At 64.2% G+C, this 20,005-nt stretch carries 14 protein-coding genes; 8 read left to right on the plus strand and 6 right to left on the minus strand.

The genetic code is table 11. The features are described 5' to 3' along the window. Positions 1 to 70 precede the first annotated feature (70 nt). The gene (locus AC4FWB_RS13090; RefSeq protein WP_491026474.1) at positions 71 to 3,862 is read right to left on the minus strand and encodes a vitamin B12-dependent ribonucleotide reductase; all 3,792 of its coding nucleotides are present in this window, start codon (positions 3,860 to 3,862) and stop codon (positions 71 to 73) included. A gap of 721 nt (positions 3,863 to 4,583) precedes the next feature. Between AC4FWB_RS13090 and gltX the strand changes: the two genes are divergently transcribed. After that, positions 4,584 to 5,957 carry a glutamate--tRNA ligase gene (gene gltX / locus AC4FWB_RS13095; protein ID WP_491026475.1) on the plus strand — a complete coding sequence of 458 codons (1,374 nt, stop codon included), beginning with the start codon at positions 4,584 to 4,586 and terminating at the stop codon, positions 5,955 to 5,957. Here the strand turns inward: gltX and AC4FWB_RS13100 are convergent. From AC4FWB_RS13100 to AC4FWB_RS13110, 3 genes are all read right to left on the minus strand, one after another. Next, positions 5,875 to 7,086 carry a DUF2865 domain-containing protein gene (locus tag AC4FWB_RS13100; protein WP_491026476.1) on the minus strand — a complete coding sequence of 404 codons (1,212 nt, stop codon included), beginning with the start codon at positions 7,084 to 7,086 and terminating at the stop codon, positions 5,875 to 5,877. The genes gltX and AC4FWB_RS13100 overlap by 83 nt on opposite strands. Positions 7,087 to 7,172: 86 nt before the next feature. Continuing rightward, positions 7,173 to 9,497, minus strand: a complete 2,325-nt coding sequence (locus tag AC4FWB_RS13105; RefSeq protein WP_491026477.1) for an NADP-dependent malic enzyme — start codon at positions 9,495 to 9,497, stop codon at positions 7,173 to 7,175. A gap of 162 nt (positions 9,498 to 9,659) precedes the next feature. Beyond that, the gene (locus AC4FWB_RS13110) at positions 9,660 to 10,439 is read right to left on the minus strand and encodes an SDR family oxidoreductase (RefSeq protein WP_491026478.1); all 780 of its coding nucleotides are present in this window, start codon (positions 10,437 to 10,439) and stop codon (positions 9,660 to 9,662) included. A 119-nt stretch (positions 10,440 to 10,558) separates the two neighbouring features. Between AC4FWB_RS13110 and AC4FWB_RS13115 the strand changes: the two genes are divergently transcribed. Continuing rightward, positions 10,559 to 11,389 (plus strand): UDP-2,3-diacylglucosamine diphosphatase, encoded by an 831-nt coding sequence (locus AC4FWB_RS13115; protein ID WP_491026479.1) that lies wholly within the window; start codon positions 10,559 to 10,561, stop codon positions 11,387 to 11,389. Positions 11,390 to 11,412: 23 nt separating this feature from the next. Here AC4FWB_RS13115 and AC4FWB_RS13120 read toward each other — a convergent pair whose 3' ends face one another. Continuing rightward, positions 11,413 to 12,333 carry an AraC family transcriptional regulator gene (locus tag AC4FWB_RS13120; protein WP_491026480.1) on the minus strand — a complete coding sequence of 307 codons (921 nt, stop codon included), beginning with the start codon at positions 12,331 to 12,333 and terminating at the stop codon, positions 11,413 to 11,415. A gap of 130 nt (positions 12,334 to 12,463) precedes the next feature. Between AC4FWB_RS13120 and AC4FWB_RS13125 the strand changes: the two genes are divergently transcribed. Both AC4FWB_RS13125 and AC4FWB_RS13130 read left to right on the plus strand, forming a co-directional pair. Continuing rightward, on the plus strand, positions 12,464 to 13,354 hold the full coding sequence (locus AC4FWB_RS13125; RefSeq protein WP_491026481.1) for an SDR family oxidoreductase: 891 nt from the start codon (positions 12,464 to 12,466) through the stop codon (positions 13,352 to 13,354). A gap of 170 nt (positions 13,355 to 13,524) precedes the next feature. After that, positions 13,525 to 14,739, plus strand: a complete 1,215-nt coding sequence (locus AC4FWB_RS13130) for an MFS transporter (protein ID WP_491026482.1) — start codon at positions 13,525 to 13,527, stop codon at positions 14,737 to 14,739. Here the strand turns inward: AC4FWB_RS13130 and dgcA are convergent. Further along, positions 14,710 to 15,693, minus strand: coding sequence for an N-acetyl-D-Glu racemase DgcA (dgcA, locus tag AC4FWB_RS13135; RefSeq protein ID WP_491026483.1), 984 nt, complete (start codon positions 15,691 to 15,693; stop codon positions 14,710 to 14,712). The genes AC4FWB_RS13130 and dgcA overlap by 30 nt on opposite strands. 77 nt (positions 15,694 to 15,770) lie before the next feature. Between dgcA and AC4FWB_RS13140 the strand changes: the two genes are divergently transcribed. From AC4FWB_RS13140 to AC4FWB_RS13155, 4 genes are all read left to right on the plus strand, one after another. After that, complete coding sequence (locus tag AC4FWB_RS13140; protein WP_491026484.1) at positions 15,771 to 16,952, plus strand: ABC transporter permease; 1,182 nt, start codon at positions 15,771 to 15,773, stop codon at positions 16,950 to 16,952. A 1-nt stretch (position 16,953) separates the two neighbouring features. Then, positions 16,954 to 17,772 carry an ABC transporter ATP-binding protein gene (locus AC4FWB_RS13145; protein ID WP_491026485.1) on the plus strand — a complete coding sequence of 273 codons (819 nt, stop codon included), beginning with the start codon at positions 16,954 to 16,956 and terminating at the stop codon, positions 17,770 to 17,772. 14 nt (positions 17,773 to 17,786) lie between these two features. Continuing rightward, positions 17,787 to 19,160 (plus strand): MlaD family protein, encoded by a 1,374-nt coding sequence (locus tag AC4FWB_RS13150; RefSeq protein WP_491026486.1) that lies wholly within the window; start codon positions 17,787 to 17,789, stop codon positions 19,158 to 19,160. 79 nt (positions 19,161 to 19,239) lie between these two features. After that, positions 19,240 to 19,842: an ABC-type transport auxiliary lipoprotein family protein gene (locus AC4FWB_RS13155; protein ID WP_491026487.1), complete on the plus strand. Its 603-nt coding sequence runs from the start codon at positions 19,240 to 19,242 to the stop codon at positions 19,840 to 19,842. Positions 19,843 to 20,005: the final 163 nt, after the last annotated feature.

Consider the following 20,005-nt stretch of genomic DNA (forward strand, 5'->3'; position numbering starts at 1 on the left):
ATTTCAATTTCCCGAACGCCTTAGCGCTCGGGAAATCTCAATCAGTAATTTGCCTGGAGGTGTTCCGTTCTCAGCTGCACCCGCTCGTCGATCCACAAGTGTCGCACTTCTCGCAGGTGCCGTTCCGCACCATGGTGAAGTTGTGGCATTCCGAGCATTCGTTGCCGGTGTAGCCCTGGAGCAGCGACTGCTGGCGACGGGTCGCGGCGAGCTTCTTCGCCTCGGCCGCTTCGTTGGCGGCGGCGTCGGTGAAGAGGGCTTCGGCGCCGCCCGCGGCCTCGGCTTCCGCTTCCACCATCTCCTCGGCCAGTTCCCTGGCGCGCTCCTCATAGTCGCGCTTGTAGGCAAGGGCCTCGTCGCTTGCCGGTTTTAGCGCCAGCACGTTGGAACCGGCGAAGGCGGTGGGCGCGGCGCGGGCAGGCGCGGTGGTCGGGCCGGAGCCGCCAAGGCCCTTGGGCTCGCCGCCGATGCCGGACACCAGCTTCACCGGCGAGGCGCCGCGATAGAGGCCCTTGGAGAAGGGCGTCGCCTTGCCTTCGGTGATGCCGCGGCCAAGCGCGGTCTTGTCGAAGTCCGACTGGTCGACATGGGCGAGGTCGTGGCGGCCGAGATAGGAGACGGCAAGCTCGCGGAACACATAGTCGAGGATCGACGTCGCGTTCTTGATCGCGTCGTTGCCCTGCACCATGCCGGCCGGCTCGAACTTGGTGAAGGTGAAGGCCTCGACATATTCGTCGAGCGGCACGCCGTATTGCAGGCCGAGCGAGATGGCGATGGCGAAGTTGTTCATCATCGCGCGGAAGGCGGCACCTTCCTTGTGCATGTCGATGAAGATCTCGCCCAAGCGGCCGTCGTCGAATTCGCCGGTGCGCAGATACACCTTGTGGCCGCCGACGACGGCTTTCTGGGTGTAGCCCTTGCGGCGGTTCGGCAGTTTTTCGCGGTCGCGGTAGAGGCGTTCCACCACGCGCTCGACGATCTTTTCCGTCACCTGCACGGCGCGCTGCGCGGCCGGTGCCGCGATCAACTGCTCGACCGCCTCGTCCTCATCCTCGTCGTCATCGGCGAGCAGCGAGGCGTTGAGCGGCTGCGACAACTTCGAGCCGTCGCGATAGAGCGCGTTGGCCTTCAGCGCCAGCTTCCAGGACAGCATGTAGGCGTTCTTGGCGTCCTCGACCGTCGCCTCGTTCGGCATGTTGATGGTCTTGGAGATGGCGCCCGAGATGAAGGGCTGCGCCGCCGCCATCATCAGGATGTGGCTCTGGATCGACAGCGAGCGCTTGCCGATCTTGCCGCAGGGGCTGGCGCAGTCGAACACCGAAAGATGTTCGGCCTTGAGGAAAGGCGCGCCTTCCAGCGTCATGGCACCGCAGACATGGATGTTGGCGGCGTCGATGTCCTTCCTGGAGAAGCCCAGCGCCGGCAGCATCTCGAAGGAGAAGTCGCCGAGCTGCTCGTCGGTGAAGCCGAGCGTCTCCTTCACCCAGTCGGCGCCGAGCGTCCACTGGTTGAACACGAACTTGATGTCGAAGGCCGACTTCAGCGCCGCGTTCAGCGCCGCGATCTTCTCGTCGGTGAAGCCCTTGGCCTTCAGCGACGAGGGGTTGATGCCCGGCGCCTGGTTGAGGTTGCCATGGCCGACCGCATAGGCCTCGATCTCGGCGATCTGGCTTTCGGAATAGCCAAGCGTCCTCAGCGCTTCCGGCACGGCGCGGTTGATGATCTTGAAGTAGCCGCCGCCGGCGAGCTTCTTGAACTTCACCAGCGCGAAATCGGGCTCGATGCCGGTGGTGTCGCAGTCCATGACCAGGCCGATCGTGCCGGTCGGCGCAATCACGGTCGCCTGCGCGTTGCGATAGCCATGCTCCTCGCCGAGCTCGATGGCGCGGTCCCATGCGGCGCGGGCATGCTCGGCCAGCGCCTGCTGCTTGAGGTCGGACGCGACCAGCGGCACCGGATTGACGGCGAGCTTCTCATAGCCGTCCTTGTCGCCATAGGCGGCGCGGCGGTGGTTGCGCATGACGCGCAGCATGTTCTGCGCGTTGCGGTCGTAGTCCGGGAAGGCGCCGAGCTCCGAAGCCATCTCGGCCGAGGTCGAGTAGGCGACGCCGGTCATAATAGCGGTGAGCGCGGCGCAGATGGCGCGGCCCTCGTCGGAGTCGTAAGGGATGCCCGAGGTCATCAGCAGGCCGCCGATATTGGCATAGCCGAGGCCGAGCGTGCGGTAGTCGTAGGAGAGCTTGGCGATCTCCTTCGACGGGAACTGCGCCATCATCACCGAGATTTCGAGCACGACGGTCCACAGCCGCACGGTGTGCTCGTAAGCGGCGATGTCGATCGTTCCGTCTTCCTTGCGGTAGGGCAAAAGGTTGATCGAGGCGAGATTGCAGGCCGTGTCGTCGAGGAACATGTACTCCGAGCACGGGTTGGAGGCCCGGATCGCACCGGCGGAAGCGCAGGTGTGCCAGTCGTTCATCGTCGTGTTGAAGTGCAGGCCGGGGTCAGCCGACGCCCAGGCGGCGTAGCCGATCTTTTCCCACAGGTCCTTGGCCTTCAGCGTCTTCAGAACCTTGCCGTCCTTGCGGGCGGTGAGCTGCCAGTCGCCATCGGCCTCGACGGCGCGCAGGAAATTGTCCTTCAGCGAAACCGAGTTGTTGGAGTTCTGGCCGGATACGGTGAGATAGGCGTCCGAATCCCAGTCGGTGTCGTAGGTCTTGAACGACATCGAGGTGTAGCCCTGGCGGGCGAACTGGATGACGCGATAGATGTAGTTCTCCGGCACGGCGTCCTTCTTGGCCGCCTTGATCTCGCGCTTCAGCGCGGTGTTCAAAGCCGGGTCGAAGCAGTCGTCGCCATCGCCTTCGCAATTGACGCAGGCCTTCATGATCGCTTCGAGGTGCATCTTGACGATCTTCGAGCCGGTGACCAGCGAGGCGACCTTCTGCTCCTCATTGACCTTCCAGTCGATGAATTCCTCGATATCGGGATGGTCGGCGTCGACGATGACCATCTTGGCGGCGCGGCGCGTCGTGCCGCCCGACTTGATGGCGCCGGCGGCGCGGTCGCCGATCTTGAGGAAGCTCATCAGGCCGGAGGAGCGGCCGCCGCCGGACAGCTTTTCGCCTTCACCGCGCAGCATCGAGAAGTTCGAGCCGGTGCCGGAGCCGTATTTGAACAGACGCGCCTCACGCACCCACAGGTCCATGATGCCGCCCTCGTTGACGAGGTCGTCCTGCACGCTCTGGATGAAGCAGGCATGCGGCTGCGGGTGCTCGTAGGCGGACTTCGACTTGGTCAGCTTGCCGGTGAAGGGATCAACATAGAAGTGGCCCTGGCTCGGGCCGTCGATGCCATAGGCCCAGTGCAGGCCGGTGTTGAACCACTGCGGCGAGTTCGGCGCGACGCGCTGGGTGGCGAGCATATAAGCGAGCTCGTCGCGGAAGGCGCGGGCATCTTCTTCCGATTTGAAGTAGCCGCCCTTCCAGCCCCAATAGGTCCAGGTGCCGGACAGCCGATCGAAGACCTGGCGGGCATCGGTTTCCGAACCATAGCGTTCAGCCTCCGGGAGCTTGGCGAGCTCGGCCTCGTCGGCAACCGAGCGCCACAGGAAGGAGGGGACGTCGTTCTCCTCGACCTTCTTCAGCCGCGCCGGCACGCCGGCCTTGCGAAAATACTTTTGCGCCAGGATGTCGGCCGCGACCTGGCTGAACTGGGCCGGCACATCGATGTTGTCGAGGCGGAACACCACCGAGCCGTCGGGATTCTTGATCTCCGACAGGGCCTTGCGGAATTCGATCTCCGCATAAGCTGCCCTTTCTTGACCTACTTGGTCTGGCTTGGTGAAGCGACGCTCGATGCGCATTGGTCCGGTCCCTTTTGTCTATATATAGCGCTTTTCCCCAGGGATTTCTGCCCCAAAGGCGATAAGCGCGGTCCGCCGTTTGCCGGCATCGCTGGCGACGCCGACATTCTCCTCGTCGCAGGTGCAGCCATGCAGACGGCAAAACGCCTTGCCAGGCATTCGCCTGGGCTGCAGACCGACCCCTGCGGGTCCTTAAACAGAAACTTTGGTCGATTCCCTCATTCGAGGGAGGTTCACACTATCTAGGGTCGAGCCTGCCTGCAAACACTAAATATAGTGTTAACAGATCATTTTTTCCAGGCCGACAATTCTCCCTTTTCACCCACCCAAGCCCCAACATCCCAACGCTCCCGCCGGCCTCGTGAATAGGCGGAAATGCGGGCAAAACGCACAAAATCCGGGAAAAAAGACCGGCCGCTGAACTTTCCGGTCACGCCCGCAACAGGAGCGCATGGCCTATAAAAAGCGACTCGTTTTGAACCGTCAAGGATTCGTTTTTGTAGGTTTTGTGACCCCCAATATGTTGTGTGTCACATATGTGGATAACGGGGACAGAAAGGCGCTCGGAAAGTCTGGATTGGGGGGCATTGCGCACGGTTCGCGGGAGAGCTCCAGGCCGAGCCTGACGAGCGGCTTTTCATTTTAGCTGGCTTGCACTATCTCTTGCCGTTGCGCGGGGGCGTGTCTTGTCAAGCCTAAAAGCATTCGTTACGCCCCGCTCATGACAGTTACCGTTCGTTTCGCCCCATCGCCGACCGGCCGCATCCATATCGGCAATGCGCGCACCGCCCTGTTCAACTGGCTGTTCGCCATGAACAACAAGGGCCGCTTCATCCAGCGCTTCGACGACACCGACATTGCCCGATCGAAGCAGGAATTCGCCGATTCCATCCTCTATGATCTGCATTGGCTGGGTATTTTCCCGGATGTCACCGAATACCAGTCGCGGCGCGTCGATATCTACGATGCGGCGGTGGAGCGGCTGAAGGCGGCGCGGGTGCTTTATGCCTGCTACGAAACGCCGGAGGAACTCGACCTGCGCCGCAAGGTGCGCCGCACGCGCGGCCAGCCGCCGGTCTATGGCCGCGAGGCGCTGACGCTGACCCCGGAGCAGGTGGCCGAGTACGAATCGGACGGGCGCCGGCCGCATTGGCGCTTCCTGTTGCCGAACTTCACCAGCGACCCGCTGCAGCCGGAGCGGACCGAGGTGCACTGGAATGACCTGGTGCGCGGCGAGGAGACCGTCGATCTCGCCTCGCTGTCGGACCCGGTGCTGGTGCGCGAGGACGGCACCTATCTCTATACGCTGCCGTCCGTGGTCGACGACATCGAGATGGGCGTCACCCACGTGATCCGCGGCGACGACCACGTCACCAACACTGGCGTGCAGATCGCGCTGTTCCAGGTGCTGGGAGCGGAACCGCCTGTTTTCGGCCACCACAACCTTTTGACCACGGTGTCGGGCGAGGGGCTGTCGAAGCGCACCGGCGCGCTGTCGATCGAAAGCCTGCGCGAGGACGGCATCGAGCCGATGGCGGTCGCGTCGCTCGCCGTGCTCGTCGGCACGTCGGAAAATGTTACGGCGGCGCACGATCTCAATGAACTCGCCGGCCATTTCGACCCGGCGGCGACGTCCAAGTCCGCCGCCAAGTTCGACCCCGACGAGCTCTTCGTACTCAACCGGGCCCTCATGCATCACATGTCGTTCGAGGAGGCGCGCGACCGGCTGATCGTGCTCGGCATTTCCGGCGACAAGGCCGAGTCGTTCTGGCTGGCGGTGCGCGGCAATCTGGACCGTTTGTCGGATGCGGTCGCCTGGTGGCGAATCCTGAGCGATGGCCCGCAGGAGGCGGCGGAATTCTCCGGCGAGGACCGCGACTTCCTCCACCAGGCGTTCGATCTGTTGCCCGAGGAGCCATGGAACGGCACCGTCTGGAAGGACTGGACCGGCAAGATCAGGGAAGCGACGGGGCGCAAGGGCAAGCCGCTGTTCATGCCGCTGCGGCTCGCGCTTACTGGGCGCTCTTCCGGGCCGGAGCTTGCAGATCTATTGCCGCTGATGGGTCGGGAAGGAACGCTGGCCCGACGACCCTGACCTTGCGCTGCTCCGGCGGCAGTGCCGATACAGGCGACACCGGCGTCTTGGTGGTCAGGCGCTTGATCTCCTCGCGATCGAGCCCGCCCTCGGCATTGGCGGGCGTCTCGGGATCGGCGCCCGGATCTGGCTTTGAGGCCGGCACCGGGACGAACGGGGTCACCTCGCTGTCCGGCTGCGACTGTTCCGGATTGGGCGGATTGCCGGCGATGATCGAGAAGTTCTCAGCCTCAGCGTTGCAGCCGCAGGCGGGCGGCCGCGAGTAATTGGGCTGCTTGTAAAGATAGGCGTTCGGTAACTCGCTGTAGGGGCGGCCGGTCACCGACGAGGTCATCGAGCCCGCATCGTCGTCCATGCCGCGCGTGTAGAAGACCTGCATCTCGGTGCCGGGGCAGCTCGATTCGCAATTCTTCTGGTCGCGTTCGAAATCGCCGTAGGAGGCGGCGTTCGACATCGGGAAGAAATAGCCGTCGCAGGTGCGCACGCACACCGTGTGGAACTCGCCGTTCATCCTCGGCAGGTCCATGCCGTCCGGCTGGTTGATCACGCGGCGGATGTTGCGCACGCTGGGATCATCGGATGGCACCTCCGATGCATCGGGCACGTCGAGAGGCTCGGTTTCCTGATCGCGGCCGAAAAGCTGCTCGAACAGATTGCCGTTGCCGTTGTCGCGGGCGGCCTCCTGAACGGGAGCGCGCCGGGGCGCGATCTCGTCGTCGCGGCAGCCATTGGCGTCGAGCGCCGCGAGGATACGGCTGCGGTCCCGCCGCGTGCCTCCGCCGGCCAGCCGCTCGCGCTTGGCCTGCAAAGTGTCGAGATTGGCGTTCATGCGCTCTATCGAGGCATTGATCGAGGCGCATTGGCTGACATTGCGCGAAAACAGCGTGAAGCCGCAATTGGCATCGCTGGCGCGGTTGCGCGCCTTCGCCAGCTGCTCGCGCTGGCGTGCGATCGCGTCGTCATATTTGCGGATCAGGCCTGGCCCGCCGCCACCGCCGCGGGCCGCGTCGAGCTCGGCTTCGAGCTGGCGGCACGTGCGGGAGGCTGCTTCCGGTTCGGTCACGGCGACAGCCGACCCCGCCAGCGCCGCTAGCAGCGCCGCGAGATGCGTCAGCTTCAACCCTTTCATCCGCCTGAAACCCAGATTGCCCGTGGCCGGAAGGCTACCGCGTTCGTGGTTAACTGTTCCCTAGCTTGCAACCAGACCCAATCTGCTTAGTCCAAATGGGCGATCGCCTGTGCCTTGTGCGCAGCTTCGACCACAGCCAGTGCCGTCATGTTGACGACGCCACGCGACGTTACCGAAGGCGTCAGGATATGCGCGGGCTTGTCGGTGCCGAGCAGGATCGGTCCGACATGCAGCGCATCCATCATGGCGCCCAGTGCCGTCAGCGTGATATTGGCTGAATCGAGGTTCGGAAATACCAGCAGATTGGCTTCGCCCTTCAGCCGCGAATGCGGATAGACACGCTGGCGCAGATGTTCCGACAGCGCTGTATCGGCATGCATCTCGCCGTCGCATTGCAGGTCGGGCGCGATGCGCGCCAGGATCGCCGCGGCCTGCCGCATCTTGAATGCGCTCGGCGCGTCGCGCGAACCGAAATCCGAGAACGATAGCAGGGCGGCCTTGGGTTCCAAGCCGAAACGCCTGATCTCCTCGGCTGCCAGGACGGTCATCTCGGCGATCTCCTCGGCCGTCGGGTCGATGGAGACATAGGTGTCGGTAAGGAAAATGATGCCGCGCTGCGAAATCAGCATGGAGAGCGTTGACAGGTCGCGGTCCTTGACGCCGGCGCGCGGCCCGATGATCAGCGTGACATTGCGCAGATGCCGCTCGAAGCGGCCTTCGAGCCCGCAAATCATTGCATCCGCATCGCCGCGCTTCAGCGCCAGCGCCGCGATCACCGTATTGTTGGTGCGCACCATGGTGCGGGCGGCTTCCGTCGTTATACCGCGGCGGCCGGCAAGCTCGATCAGCAGGTCGACATAGTGACGGTAGCGCGGATCGTCTTCCGGGTTGATCAGGCCGAAATCGACGCCCGGCCGGATGCGCAGGCCGTAGCGCTTCAGCCGGACCTCCACGACATGCGGGCGGCCGATCAGGATCGGCTCTGCGATGCCTTCCTCCAGCACCACCTGGGCGGCGCGCAGCACGCGCTCGTCCTCGCCGTCGGCATAGATGACGCGCTTGGCGCTCGAGGTCTTGGCCGACGAGAACACCGGCTTCATCACCAGGCCGGAGCGGAAGACGAAGCGGTTGAGCTTGTCGATATAGGCGGCGAAATCGGCGATCGGCCGTGTCGCGACACCGGTGTCGCAGGCGGCCTTCGCCACCGCCGGCGCGATGCGCAGGATAAGGCGCGGGTCGAAGGGCGAAGGGATCAGGAAATCCGGGCCGAACACCGGCGTCTCGCCCGAATACGCGCGAGCGGCGACATCCGACGGTTCCTCGCGGGCAAGGGCCGCGATCGCCCTGACCGCAGCCATCTTCATCTCCTCGTTAATGGCGCTGGCGCCGCAGTCCAGCGCGCCGCGGAAGATGTAAGGAAAGCAGAGCACGTTGTTGACTTGGTTTGGAAAATCGGAACGCCCGGTGCAGATCATGGCGTCCGGCCGGGCCGCTCTTGCCACTTCCGGCATGATCTCGGGCGTCGGGTTGGCGAGCGCCAGGATCAGCGGTTTTGGCGCCATGTGCTGCAGGAGTTCGGGCTTCAGCACGCCGGCGGCGGAGAGGCCGAGGAAGACATCGGCGCCGGGGATGACATCGGCCAGCGTGCGCGCTTCCGTGTCCTTCACGTAAGGGTCTTTCCAGCGGTCCATCTCCTCGACGCGGCCTTTATGGGCGACGCCGAAGCGGTCGGTGACCCAGATGTTTTCCACCTTGGCGCCGAGCGAGACGAGCAAATTGAGGCAGGCGAGCGCCGCAGCACCGGCGCCGGAAGTGACGATCTTGATGTCGGAGATCGTCTTACCGGCGAATTCCAGGCCGTTGAGCACCGCCGCGGCGACGATGATCGCCGTGCCGTGCTGGTCGTCATGGAACACCGGAATGCTCATGCGAGCCTTCAGGCGCTCCTCGACCTCGAAGCATTCGGGCGCCTTGATGTCCTCGAGGTTGATGCCGCCGAAGGTCGGCTCGAGCGCGGCCACCGTCTCGACCATGCGCTCGATCTCAGGCGCATCGATCTCGATGTCGAACACGTCGATGCCGGCGAACTTCTTGAACAGCACCGCCTTGCCTTCCATCACCGGCTTGGAGGCGAGCGGACCGATATTACCGAGGCCGAGCACCGCCGAGCCATTGGAGACGACGCCGACGAGATTGGCGCGCGCCGTGTAGTCGGCGGCGGTCGCCGGATCGTCGCGGATTTCGAGGCAAGGTGCTGCGACGCCCGGCGAATAGGCGAGCGCCAAGTCGCGCTGGTTGCCGAGCGGCTTGGTCGCCTGGATCTCGAGCTTTCCCGGGGTGGGATGCTTGTGGAAGAAGAGCGCGGCCTCGTCGAGGTCCGACCGGGCCGTTTTCTTGCTCTCGCCGTCCATCCGGCCCCTCCCTGCGCTTCCTGCTTTCGAGCCTTTTAGCATGCGACGACGATTCTTCGCGACGCCAAATCTCGGCTCCGACGTTCACAATGCCGAAGCCAAAATAATCAATCCATTTCAGTCTGTTGGCTCAGGAGCTTACGGCGGATTGTTTTGACCTTGTCAGAATGCACTGACGTACAGGCCGCCATCCACCGGAATGTTCTGTCCCGTGAGGTAGCCGGCGTGGACCGAGCACAGGAAGGCGCAGACCTGGCCGAATTCCTCCGGTGTGCCGAGGCGCTTGGCCGGCACGTCGGCGCTGATGCGGGTTTTGCGCGCGGCGGCGGCTGCCGGGTCTTCCGGCGTGCCGGCCTCATGCGGGCCGCGCAGCCTGTCGGTGTCGAGCTTGCCCGGCAAGAGGCTGTTGATGGTGACGTTGCGGTCGATCACCGTGCGCGCCACGCCGGCGAGGAACGAGGTCAGGCCGGCACGCGCCCCCGACGACAGGTCGAGGCCGGGGATCGGCACATAGACCGACAGCGAGGTGATGTTGACGATGCGGCCGAAGCCGCGCTTGGCCATGCCGTCGATCACCGCCTGGATCAGCTCGATCGGCGTCACCATGTTCTGCGTCACGCCTTCGAGGATTTTTGCGCGGTCGAGCTCGCGGAAATCGCGAAGCGGTGGGCCGCCATTGTTGTTGACCAGGATGTCGGGATCGGGGCAGGCGGCAAGCATTGCCTTCTGCACCTCAGGCTTCGACACGTCGCCGGCGATCTCGATCACCTTGACGCCGAACTTTTCGCGGATTTCCTGCGCGGTCTTGGCCAACAACTCGGCATTGCGGCCGTTGACGACGAGGTCGACGCCGGCTTCGGCAAGCGCAATCGCGCAGCCGCGGCCCAGTCCCTTGCTCGAAGCGCAGACGATGGCTTTCTTGCCGCGAATGCCGAGATCCATGGTGATTTCTCCTTTTTCGAGGGCGGCAAGCTAGCGCTTGGGCTGGACCAACCGCAACCGTCATACGGTTGTTGCATGAATCGAGGCATAGGCACGCGAAAGCAGAGGATGAAATCGCGATGTCCGGTCCAGAGCCCCGTACTTTTCGCACGATGTTCATTTCCGACGTGCATCTCGGTTCGAAGGCGGCCAAGGCCGATTTCCTGATCGATTTCCTGCGCCATCACGACGCCGATACCATCTACCTTGTCGGCGACATCGTCGACGGCTGGCGCCTGCGGCGCAGCTGGCATTGGCCGCAGAGCCACAACGACGTGGTGCAGAAATTGCTGCGCAAGGCGCGCAAGGGCGCCTCGATCACCTACATCGCTGGCAACCATGACGAGTTCGCCCGCCAGTTCCAGGGCGTGCATTTCGGCGGCATCGTCGTTGCCGACCGCGCCATCCACGAGACCGCCGACGGCAGGCGCCTGCTCGTCGTCCATGGCGACCAGTTCGACACCGTCGTGCACAATCAGCGCTGGCTCGCCTATCTCGGCGACTACGCCTATGACGCGGCGATGCTGGTCAACCGCGTCGTGACAAAGCTGCGCCACCTGCTCGGGCTGCCTTACTGGTCGTTCTCGTCGTGGGCGAAGGTCAAGGTCAAGAAGGCGGTGAACTTCATCGGTTCGTTCCAGACGGTGCTCTCCGAAGAAGCGCGGCGCTCGCATGTCGACGGTGTGGTCTGCGGCCACATCCATCACGCCGCGATCGAGAACTATGAAGACGTGCAGTACATCAACACCGGCGATTGGGTGGAAAGCTGCACGGCTGTGGTCGAGCATTTCGACGGCCGCATGGAGATCCTGACCTGGGCGCACGTCTTGCCCGAGGTTTCGGCTGGCAAGGACGCGATGGTGCCGGTCGATATCGTCAATCTCAAGGGCAGGGCGGCCAAGGCCGCCTGAGGCGCCTTCCCGCCCTCTTAGTCTCAAGCGGCAACCGCGCTGCGGTCGCGGCCATACTGGCGCGGTGAAGCGCCCATCACGCGTTTGAAGGCCGTGCTGAAGGCGCTTTCGGATTCGTAGCCGAGCGAGAGCGCAATGACCGAGGTGTGCTCACTGGAATTGGCGAGCCTTTCGCCGGCGAGCAGCATGCGCCATCGGGTCAAATATTCCATCGCCGACGTTCCGACCATCTCCTTGAATTTGAGCGCGAAATTCGATCGCGACATGCCGGCGCGCTCCGCCAGTTCCTGCAAGGTCCAGCGATGCGCCGGGTCCTCGTGCATGGCGCCGATCGCGGCGCCCATCTGCTTGTCGGCGAGCGCAAAGAGCCAGCCGACGCCGCCATTCGGCCCTTCCGCCATATGCAGGCGCAGCGCCTGGACCAGCATCATGTGCGAAAGGTGCTGCGCCACCAGGAAGCCGCCGGGCTGGCCTTCGCTGAGCTCCTGCATCATCCGCTCCACCGACCAGCGGAGCGCAGCTTTGTCCTCTTCCCGGCGGATATGGATGATCGGCGGCATCATCTTGAGCAGGATGTCGGCGTGACGGCCGCTCAGCACGAACCGGCTGCCGACCAGGAAGACGTCGCCGCCGCCATTATAGGTGACGACACCGCCGGCGCGGGCAGGGGGAAAGATGGTGTGCGCGCCGACTGGCGTCACCTCGAGACCGCTCGCCAGACGGAACGGCCGACCGCCGGGCAGCAGAAAACAGTCGCCCGTGGTGAGATGCACCGGCTCCGGAACGCCTTCCACGACCAGCCAGCATCGGCCCGAGACGACCGCGTAGCATTTGATGCCGATGTTGCGCGGGAATTCGATAGCCCAGTCGCCGCCGGCATCGAAGCCGGCCGAGACATTGCTTTGCGGTTTCAGCAACGACAGCACGTCGGATAGCGGGTCCATAGGCGTTCCTGGACGATTGCGAAGATAATAAGGACTTTGCCGCATAGATCGTCTTTTCTCAAGCGCTTATTTGAGCGTCACGGGCCGCCAAGGCAGCGGCGCCGATCAAATCAAGCGAAGGAAAACTGCAATGCGTGTCTTCGTCACCGGAGCCACCGGCTTTGTCGGCTCGGCCACTGTCCAGGAACTGCTCGGAGCGGGCCACCAGGTGCTCGGCCTCGCCCGCTCGGATGCCGGCGCCAATGCTCTCGCCGCCGCGGGCGCCGAAGTGCTGCGCGGAAATCTGGAGGATCTCGACAGCCTCCGCCGCGGCGCGGCGCAGGCGGATGGCGTCATCCACACCGGCTTCAACCATGACTTCTCGCGGTTCAAGGAGAACTGCGAGACCGACCGGCGCGCCATCGAGGCGATGGGGATGGAGCTCGCCGGCTCCGACCGGCCGCTGATCGTCACCTCCGGCATCGGCCTGGTGCAGTCCGGCCGCGTCGCGACCGAGGACGTCCCGCCCGCATCCAACCCGTCGATCCCGCGCGTCTCGGAGCAGGCGGCCTATGAAGCGGCCGAGAAGGGCGCCCGCGTGTCGATCATCCGCCTGCCGCCGTCGGTGCATGGCGCGGGAGATCACGGCTTCGTTCCGATTCTGATCGGCATTGCCCGCGAGAAGGGCGCCTCGGTCTATACCGGCGAAGGGCTCAACCACTGGCCGGCCGTGCACCGGCTCGATGCCGCCAGGCTCTACAGGCTGGTGCTGGAGAAGGGCCGGGGCGGCGCCCGCTACCACGCCGTCGCCGAGGCGGGCGTGCCGTTCCGCGAGATCGCCGGTGTCATCGGCAAGAGGCTCGGCGTGCCGGTGGTCAGCAAGAGCCGGGAAGAATCGGCCGAACATTTCGGCTGGTTCGCGCATTTCGCGGCGATCGACAACGAGGCTTCGAGCGCGCTGACGCGACAGGAATTGGGTTGGGAGCCGACGCAGCCCGGGCTGATCGAGGACGTCGACCAGCCGGTCTATTTCCAGAACTGAGCGAGGAGCACGGCAAGCCCGGGGCGCAGGAGCGCCTCGGGCTTGAGTTCCTTTATCTTTCAACAGCTTTAGCTTGATCGATTGGTCCAGGCAGTTCCGCCGCTCCTTGCCGCATGATAGGGATCGAAACGCGTTGCGGGTCGTGGGATGCAGCGTAATTGGATCGATTCATGTCGCTGCCGCCGCTTTCGCCTGAGCAACTCGTCAAGCCGAGCCATTTCGAACTGCGCATGAGCCTGATCTTCGCGACATTGTTCGTGTCGCAGGGCACGCATCTGCCCTATTTTCCACTCTGGCTGGAGGCGAAAGGTTTTCATGCCGAGCAGATCGCCGTCATCCTGGCCGCGCCGATGTTCCTGCGCGTCGTGACGACACCGATGCTGACCGCGCTTGCCGACCGGGCGAAGGATCGCGCCAACGTCTATATCGCGCTTGTCGCGGCATCGATGATCCTTTCGGCCGGCTATTTCCTGCCGGCTACCTATGCAGGCGTGCTGGCCGTCTCGTTGTTGCTCTCGATCCCTTGGACGCCGCATTCGCCGATGGCCGATTCGCTGGCGTTGTCAGGCGTGCGCCGGTTCGGCTCGAACTACACAGCCATGCGCAAATGGGGTTCGATCTCCTATTTCTGCGCCAATGTCGTGGGCGGCTTCATCCTGGCAGCCACGGGTCCTCAAGCCGTTCCGGTGATCATCTTCGTGGCCCTTGCCGCCGCCCTCGTCGCCGGGCTGTGGGCGCCGCGCATGGGACGGCCCCGCAAGGCGTCGCCGCTGTCGGCGACCGATATCCAGCATTCGGCCCCGAGCCTTCTCAACGCCTATTTCCTCTATTTCACCCTCGGCGTCGGCATCATCACCGCCAGCCACGCCTTCCTCTACGGCTTCGTGTCGATCTACTGGAAGTCGATCGGCATCAGCGATTCCGTCGTTGGCCTGCTGTGGGCTTGGGGCGTGATCTCCGAGGTCTGCATGTTCCTGTTCTTCAACCGCATTTTCGCCTCCGTCTCGGTCGTCAGGGTGATGGTGATCGCCGGCATCGGCTCGATCGTGCGCTGGATCGCTTTCCCGCTGGTCTGGCCGCTCGGGCTCGGCGTCGCCGGCTTCTTCGGCGTCCAGACGCTGCATGCCGTGTCGGTGGCGATGGTGCTGATCGGCCTGCAGAAGATGATCGGCGAAACGGTTTCCGAAGAGCGCACGGGCGCCGCGCAAGGCATTGCCTATTTCTTCAACGGCTTCTTCATGGCCGCGGTGACGCTCGCCTCCGGCCCGCTCTACGACCGTCTCGGCGTTGACGGGTTCCTGGCCATGATCCCGATCGCGATTGTCGGCCTGGTGTTGATCGGGCTCGCCGCCCGCTCAGCCCCAAAGCGCCTGGTCAGGGGGTGACACCAGCGACCCCTGGTAGACCAGGCCGGGTTCACGGTCGCGCGCAAGCAGCAGCGGGCCGTCGAGATCGACGAAATCGGCGCCTTGCGCCAGCAGCACCGCCGGCGCCATGGCGAGCGACGTGCCGACCATGCAGCCGACCATGATGCCAAAACCCAGTTCGCGGGCACGGTCGCGCAGCGTCAGCGCTTCGGTCAGGCCGCCCGATTTGTCGAGCTTGATGTTGACGGCGTCGTAGAGGCCGACAAGCGCTTCGAGGTTCTTCGCCTCATGCACGCTTTCGTCGGCGCAGATCGGCACCGGATGCGCGATTTTGCGCAAGATGCCGTCGCGGCCGGCGGGCAGCGGCTGCTCGATGAGCGCAATGCGATGCTGTGCGGCAAAGGCGAGATTGGCTTCGATATTGTCGTCCGTCCAACCCTCGTTGGCGTCGAGGATGATCCGGCTTTGCGGGGCGGCTTCCGTCACGGCGCGAATCCTCGCCATGTCGTTCTCGCCGCCGATCTTGACCTTGAGCAACGGCCGCGCAGCGTTGGCGCGGGCTTGTGCGGCCATCATGTCAGGCTCAGCGAGCGAAAGCGTGTAGGCGGTTTCCAGCGCCCTCGGCGAAACGGCGCCGATCGCGTCCCCCACCGGCCTGCCGCTCAGCTTGGCCTCGAGATCCCACAGGGCGCAGTCGATGGCATTGCGGGCCGCGCCTGCCGGCATCGCGGCTAGCAGAGCGGTGCGGTCGATGCCGCTTGCGACCCGCTCGCGCATGGCCTCGATTGCAGCGTGCACGCTTTCCATCGTCTCGCCATAGCGCTTGTAGGGAACGCATTCGCCGCGCCCGGCATGCCCGTTGTCGCCGATCGTCACGATGATGACCTCGGCCTCGGTTTTCGATCCGCGCGAGATGGTGAAGGTGCCGGCGATCGGGAATCGCTGGGCCTCGACCGAAATGACACGCGCCATATTTTTCTTCTCCGGCTGTGCGACACCGGTCTGCCGGCAAATCGACACGCCAGTCCCGTCACGCTAAACAGGACGCCATGTTGACCATCCGCAAACGCGACGCAAGCGCCGCCGCCAAGGACAACCACCAGCCGCGCATCGCCGTCGGCGAGGAAGGCGGCGTGCTCGGCTGCGCTTTTTCCGGTGTCTGGACGACGCGGACCGTGGCATCGGTCGACGCCGAGATGCGCAAGATCGAGAAGCGCAGCGGCGCCAAGCAGTTGATGCTCGACCTTTCCAACATCGAGAAGATGGACACCGCCGGCGCCTGGCTGATCGATCGGCTGGCCAGCGCCTTCGAGAAGAAAGGCGCCGAAGTCCATGTGCTGGGGCAGAGCGAGATCGCCTCGATCCTGCTCGGCGCGGTCGGCGACGCGGTGCGGCGCGAGCCCGAATCGGGACCGGCCGGGCCGCCCAACATCATCCTGCGCGCGCTGGAGCTGGTCGGCCGCCGCGTCTACGAGATGCGCGACGATTTCCTCTCATCGATGAACATCCTCGGCGCCACCATTCGCGGCGCGCAGATGAAGCTCGGGCGCGGCCATGCCGTCAATCCGGCCGCGATCTTCAACCAGATCGACCGCATGGGAGTCGGCGCCATTCCCGTGGTGGTGCTGATGTCGGCGATCGTCGGCGCGATCGTCGCCCAGCAGGGCGCCTACCAGCTCAGCTATTTCGGCGCCGACATCTTCGTTGTCGACCTCGTCGGCGTGCTGATCCTGCGCGAGCTCGGCGTGCTGATGACGGCGATCATGCTTGCCGGCCGCTCGGGCAGCGCCATCACCGCCGAGATCGGCTCGATGAAGATGCGCGAGGAGGTCGACGCGCTGAAAGTGATCGGGTTGAACCCGATCGGGGTGCTGGTGTTTCCGCGGCTCGTCGCCCTGGTGATCGCACTGCCATGTTTGACGATCATCGCCAATTTCGCCGCCCTTGGCGGCGGCATTATCGCCGCCTGGCTCTATTCCGACATTCCACCGGCAGCCTTCATCGACCGGCTGCGTGTCGCCATCGACCTCAGCACCATCTTCGCCGGGCTGATCAAGGCGCCGTTCATGGCCATGATCATCGGCACCATCGCTTCCGTCGAAGGCATGAAGGTCGGCGGCAGCGCCGAATCGCTCGGCCGGCATGTGACCGCCTCGGTGGTGAAATCGATCTTCGTCGTCATCATCCTCGACGGGCTTTTCGCCATGTTCTACGCAGCGATCGAGTTCTGAGATGGCAATCGCGAACGGCAACGGCAGCAAGACAACTGAGGACGCGAACGAGAGCGAGATCGTGCTTTCGGTCAAGGACGTCACCGTTGCCATCGAGGACAAGCTGATCCTCGACAAGCTTTCGCTCGACATCAAGCGCGGCGAGATCCTGGGTTTCGTCGGCGCGTCCGGCGCCGGCAAGTCTGTGCTCTTGCGCACCATCCTCGGGCTGATGCCGAAGCAATCGGGAACCATCAGGCTGTTCGACGTCGACGTCGACAAGGCAAGCGAGGCCGAGCGCTTGCGCATCGACATGCGGCTTGGCGTTCTCTTCCAGCACGGAGCGCTGTTTTCGGCGCTGACGGTGCAGGAAAACGTGCAGGTGCCGATGCGCGAATATCTCGACCTGCCGAAGGCGCTGATGGACGAGCTCGCCATGCTGAAGGTCGAGCTGGTCGGCCTGCCGCCCGACGCGGCGCAGAAATTCCCGTCTGAGCTTTCCGGCGGCATGATCAAGCGCGCGGCGCTGGCGCGCGCGCTGGCGCTCGATCCGGATATCGTCTTTCTCGACGAACCGACCTCGGGCCTCGATCCGATCAGCGCCGCCGAGTTCGACGAACTGGTCGTCAAGCTGCGCGATACCATGGATTTGACGGTCTACATGGTCACGCACGACCTCGATACGCTGTTCACCGCTTGCGACCACGTTGCGGTGCTCGGCAAGAAGAGGGTGCTGGTCGAAGGCACGATCGACGACATGCTGAAGAGCGAGGAGCCGTGGGTAAAATCCTATTTCCGCGGAAAACGCGCTCGGCAACTTGATCTTGCGGCGCGCGCATAGCCATAAGTGAGGCAATGGAAACCAGAGCCAACTACGTCATTGTCGGCATCTTCACGCTGGCCGCGATCCTCGCGGCCTTCGCCTTCGTCTACTGGACCGCCGCGATCGGCGAACGGGGCGAGACGACTCTGCTTCGCGTGCGCATCCCGGGGTCGGCTTCGGGCCTTGGCCGCGGCAGCTTCGTGCTGTTCAACGGCGTCAAGGTAGGTGACGTCAAACGGGTCTATATCGACGTCGACAATCCGACCGTCGCCATCGCCGACACCGAGATCGACCGCATGACGCCGATCACCAAGTCGACGCAGGCCGATATTGGTCTTGCCGGCCTCACCGGCCAGGCCAATATCGAGCTGAAGGGCGCCGATCCCAAGGAAGTGAAGCTGCTCGACCAGGCCGAGAAAGAAGGCCGGGTTCCGGAAATCGTCGCCAATCCGTCGGCCGTGACCAACTTGTTGCAGACGGCGCAGAACATCTTCACCCGAGCCGACAAGGTGCTCTCCGAACTCGAGGGCTTCACCAAGGATGTTCGCGGACCACTGACGCAGACCGTCAAGAACGTCGAGACTTTCTCCGACGCGCTGGCCAAGAACTCGGACGGCATCGACAAATTCCTGTCCGCGGTGAGCTCGCTCTCGGAGCAATTGCAGAATGTGTCGGGCCGGTTGGACAGCACGCTGAAGGCGGCCGAGGGCCTGCTCAACTCGGTCGACAAGGACCAGATCAAGAGCATCGTCGCCAATGTCGACACGGTGACCGCAAACCTGAAGGAAACCTCGAAGCAATTCGACACCACCATCGACAACGTCAACATGGCGGTCGGCTCGATCAACGACTTCGCCAAGCAGACGCAAGGCACGCTCGCCAAAGTCGACAACGTGCTCGATGGCATCGATCCGGCCGACGTGCGCACGGCGCTGGCCAACATCCAGAAGGCAAGCGACAGCGCCAACAAGGCGGCCGCCGACATCGCCAAGGTCACCGACAAGATCGCCAGCCGCGCCGACGACATCAATGACACCATCAAGAATGCCCGCCAGCTCGCGCAGCGGCTCAACGACGCTTCGGTGCGCGTCGACGGCATCCTCGAAAAGGTCGACAATCTGCTCGGCTCCGGCGAGGCCAATGGCGTGATGGCCGACGCCAGGGCGACGCTGAAATCCTTCAAGCAGGTCGCCGATACGCTGAACGCGCGTCTCGGCACCATCACCGACAATCTGGCGCGCTTCTCGGGCCCGGGGCTGCAGAATGTGGAAGCACTGGTGCAGGACAGCCGGCGCTCGATCAACCGCATCGAGGAAGCGGTGACCGATCTCAGCCGCAATCCGCAGCGCATCCTGACGGGCGGCGAGGGAGAGGTTCGGCAGTTTGATGGCAGGGCGCGGCGTTGACTTCGGCTGCTGCGAACGTCAAGAACATGGCTTGCAGCTATAAGTTGATCGTAAGGTCCGGGGACAACGGGGATCGCGCGTGAAGTCGGGTAGAGGGTGGTTGAAGCCGGTTGCCGCCGCGGCGCTCGTGTTTGCGCTTGCCGGCTGCGCGGCACTGGCAAGCAAACCGGCGCCGCTCGATACGTTCGAGCTTTCGGCTCCTTCGGTCGATATGCGCGGCCACAGCCGCCGCCAGATCCTGATCGCACAGCCTTCGGCGCTGAAGGCGCTGGACAGCCAGAACATCGTGATCAGGCCCTCCGACCAGTCGATCCAGTTCCTCAAGGGCGCGCAATGGGCGGACCGACTGCCGCTGATCGTGCAGGCCAGGCTTGCCGAGACCTTCCAGCGTTCCGGCAGCTTCGCCGGCGTCGGCAAGCCGGGCGAGGGGCTGGCGATCGACTACCAGATCATCGTCGAGGTCCGGTCCTTCGAAGTCCGTGTCAATGGCGGCGAGCATGCCGACGTCGATCTGTTCGTGCGCATCCTCAACGACCGCAATGGCGAGGTGCGTGCCTCCAAGAGCTTCACGGCGAGCGCACCGGTCTCCGGCAGCGGCAACGCCGCTTATGTCGGCGCGCTGGACAGCGCCTTCGGCCAGGCGGCGAAGGATATTGTTCGCTGGACCGATTCGGTGATCTGAAGCGGCTCCATCCGGTCGCCGAGGCTGTCTCCTCCTGGACGACAAGCCATGAAGCGTCGGCGCTGCCCCTTGTATCTGCACGGAGGAGACTTTGTGCGATGGAAGCGACTGAGCCTCGAACCGGATGGCCATCCGATTCGAGGCTTGGCGAAGTCGCCCGACG

Source organism: Mesorhizobium sp. LEGMi-168a, assembly GCF_058312955.1.

What these genes read in the sequence shown, in the direction of transcription:
- AC4FWB_RS13090 (WP_491026474.1), bottom strand. Translation starts at nt 3,862, where the DNA reads ATGCGCATCGAGCGTCGCTTCACCAAGCCAGACCAAGTAGGTCAAGAA.
- gltX (WP_491026475.1), top strand. Translation starts at nt 4,584, where the DNA reads ATGACAGTTACCGTTCGTTTCGCCCCATCGCCGACCGGCCGCATCCAT.
- AC4FWB_RS13100 (WP_491026476.1), bottom strand. Translation starts at nt 7,086, where the DNA reads ATGAAAGGGTTGAAGCTGACGCATCTCGCGGCGCTGCTAGCGGCGCTG.
- AC4FWB_RS13105 (WP_491026477.1), bottom strand. Translation starts at nt 9,497, where the DNA reads ATGGACGGCGAGAGCAAGAAAACGGCCCGGTCGGACCTCGACGAGGCC.
- AC4FWB_RS13110 (WP_491026478.1), bottom strand. Translation starts at nt 10,439, where the DNA reads ATGGATCTCGGCATTCGCGGCAAGAAAGCCATCGTCTGCGCTTCGAGC.
- AC4FWB_RS13115 (WP_491026479.1), top strand. Translation starts at nt 10,559, where the DNA reads ATGTCCGGTCCAGAGCCCCGTACTTTTCGCACGATGTTCATTTCCGAC.
- AC4FWB_RS13120 (WP_491026480.1), bottom strand. Translation starts at nt 12,333, where the DNA reads ATGGACCCGCTATCCGACGTGCTGTCGTTGCTGAAACCGCAAAGCAAT.
- AC4FWB_RS13125 (WP_491026481.1), top strand. Translation starts at nt 12,464, where the DNA reads ATGCGTGTCTTCGTCACCGGAGCCACCGGCTTTGTCGGCTCGGCCACT.
- AC4FWB_RS13130 (WP_491026482.1), top strand. Translation starts at nt 13,525, where the DNA reads ATGTCGCTGCCGCCGCTTTCGCCTGAGCAACTCGTCAAGCCGAGCCAT.
- dgcA (WP_491026483.1), bottom strand. Translation starts at nt 15,693, where the DNA reads ATGGCGCGTGTCATTTCGGTCGAGGCCCAGCGATTCCCGATCGCCGGC.
- AC4FWB_RS13140 (WP_491026484.1), top strand. Translation starts at nt 15,771, where the DNA reads ATGTTGACCATCCGCAAACGCGACGCAAGCGCCGCCGCCAAGGACAAC.
- AC4FWB_RS13145 (WP_491026485.1), top strand. Translation starts at nt 16,954, where the DNA reads ATGGCAATCGCGAACGGCAACGGCAGCAAGACAACTGAGGACGCGAAC.
- AC4FWB_RS13150 (WP_491026486.1), top strand. Translation starts at nt 17,787, where the DNA reads ATGGAAACCAGAGCCAACTACGTCATTGTCGGCATCTTCACGCTGGCC.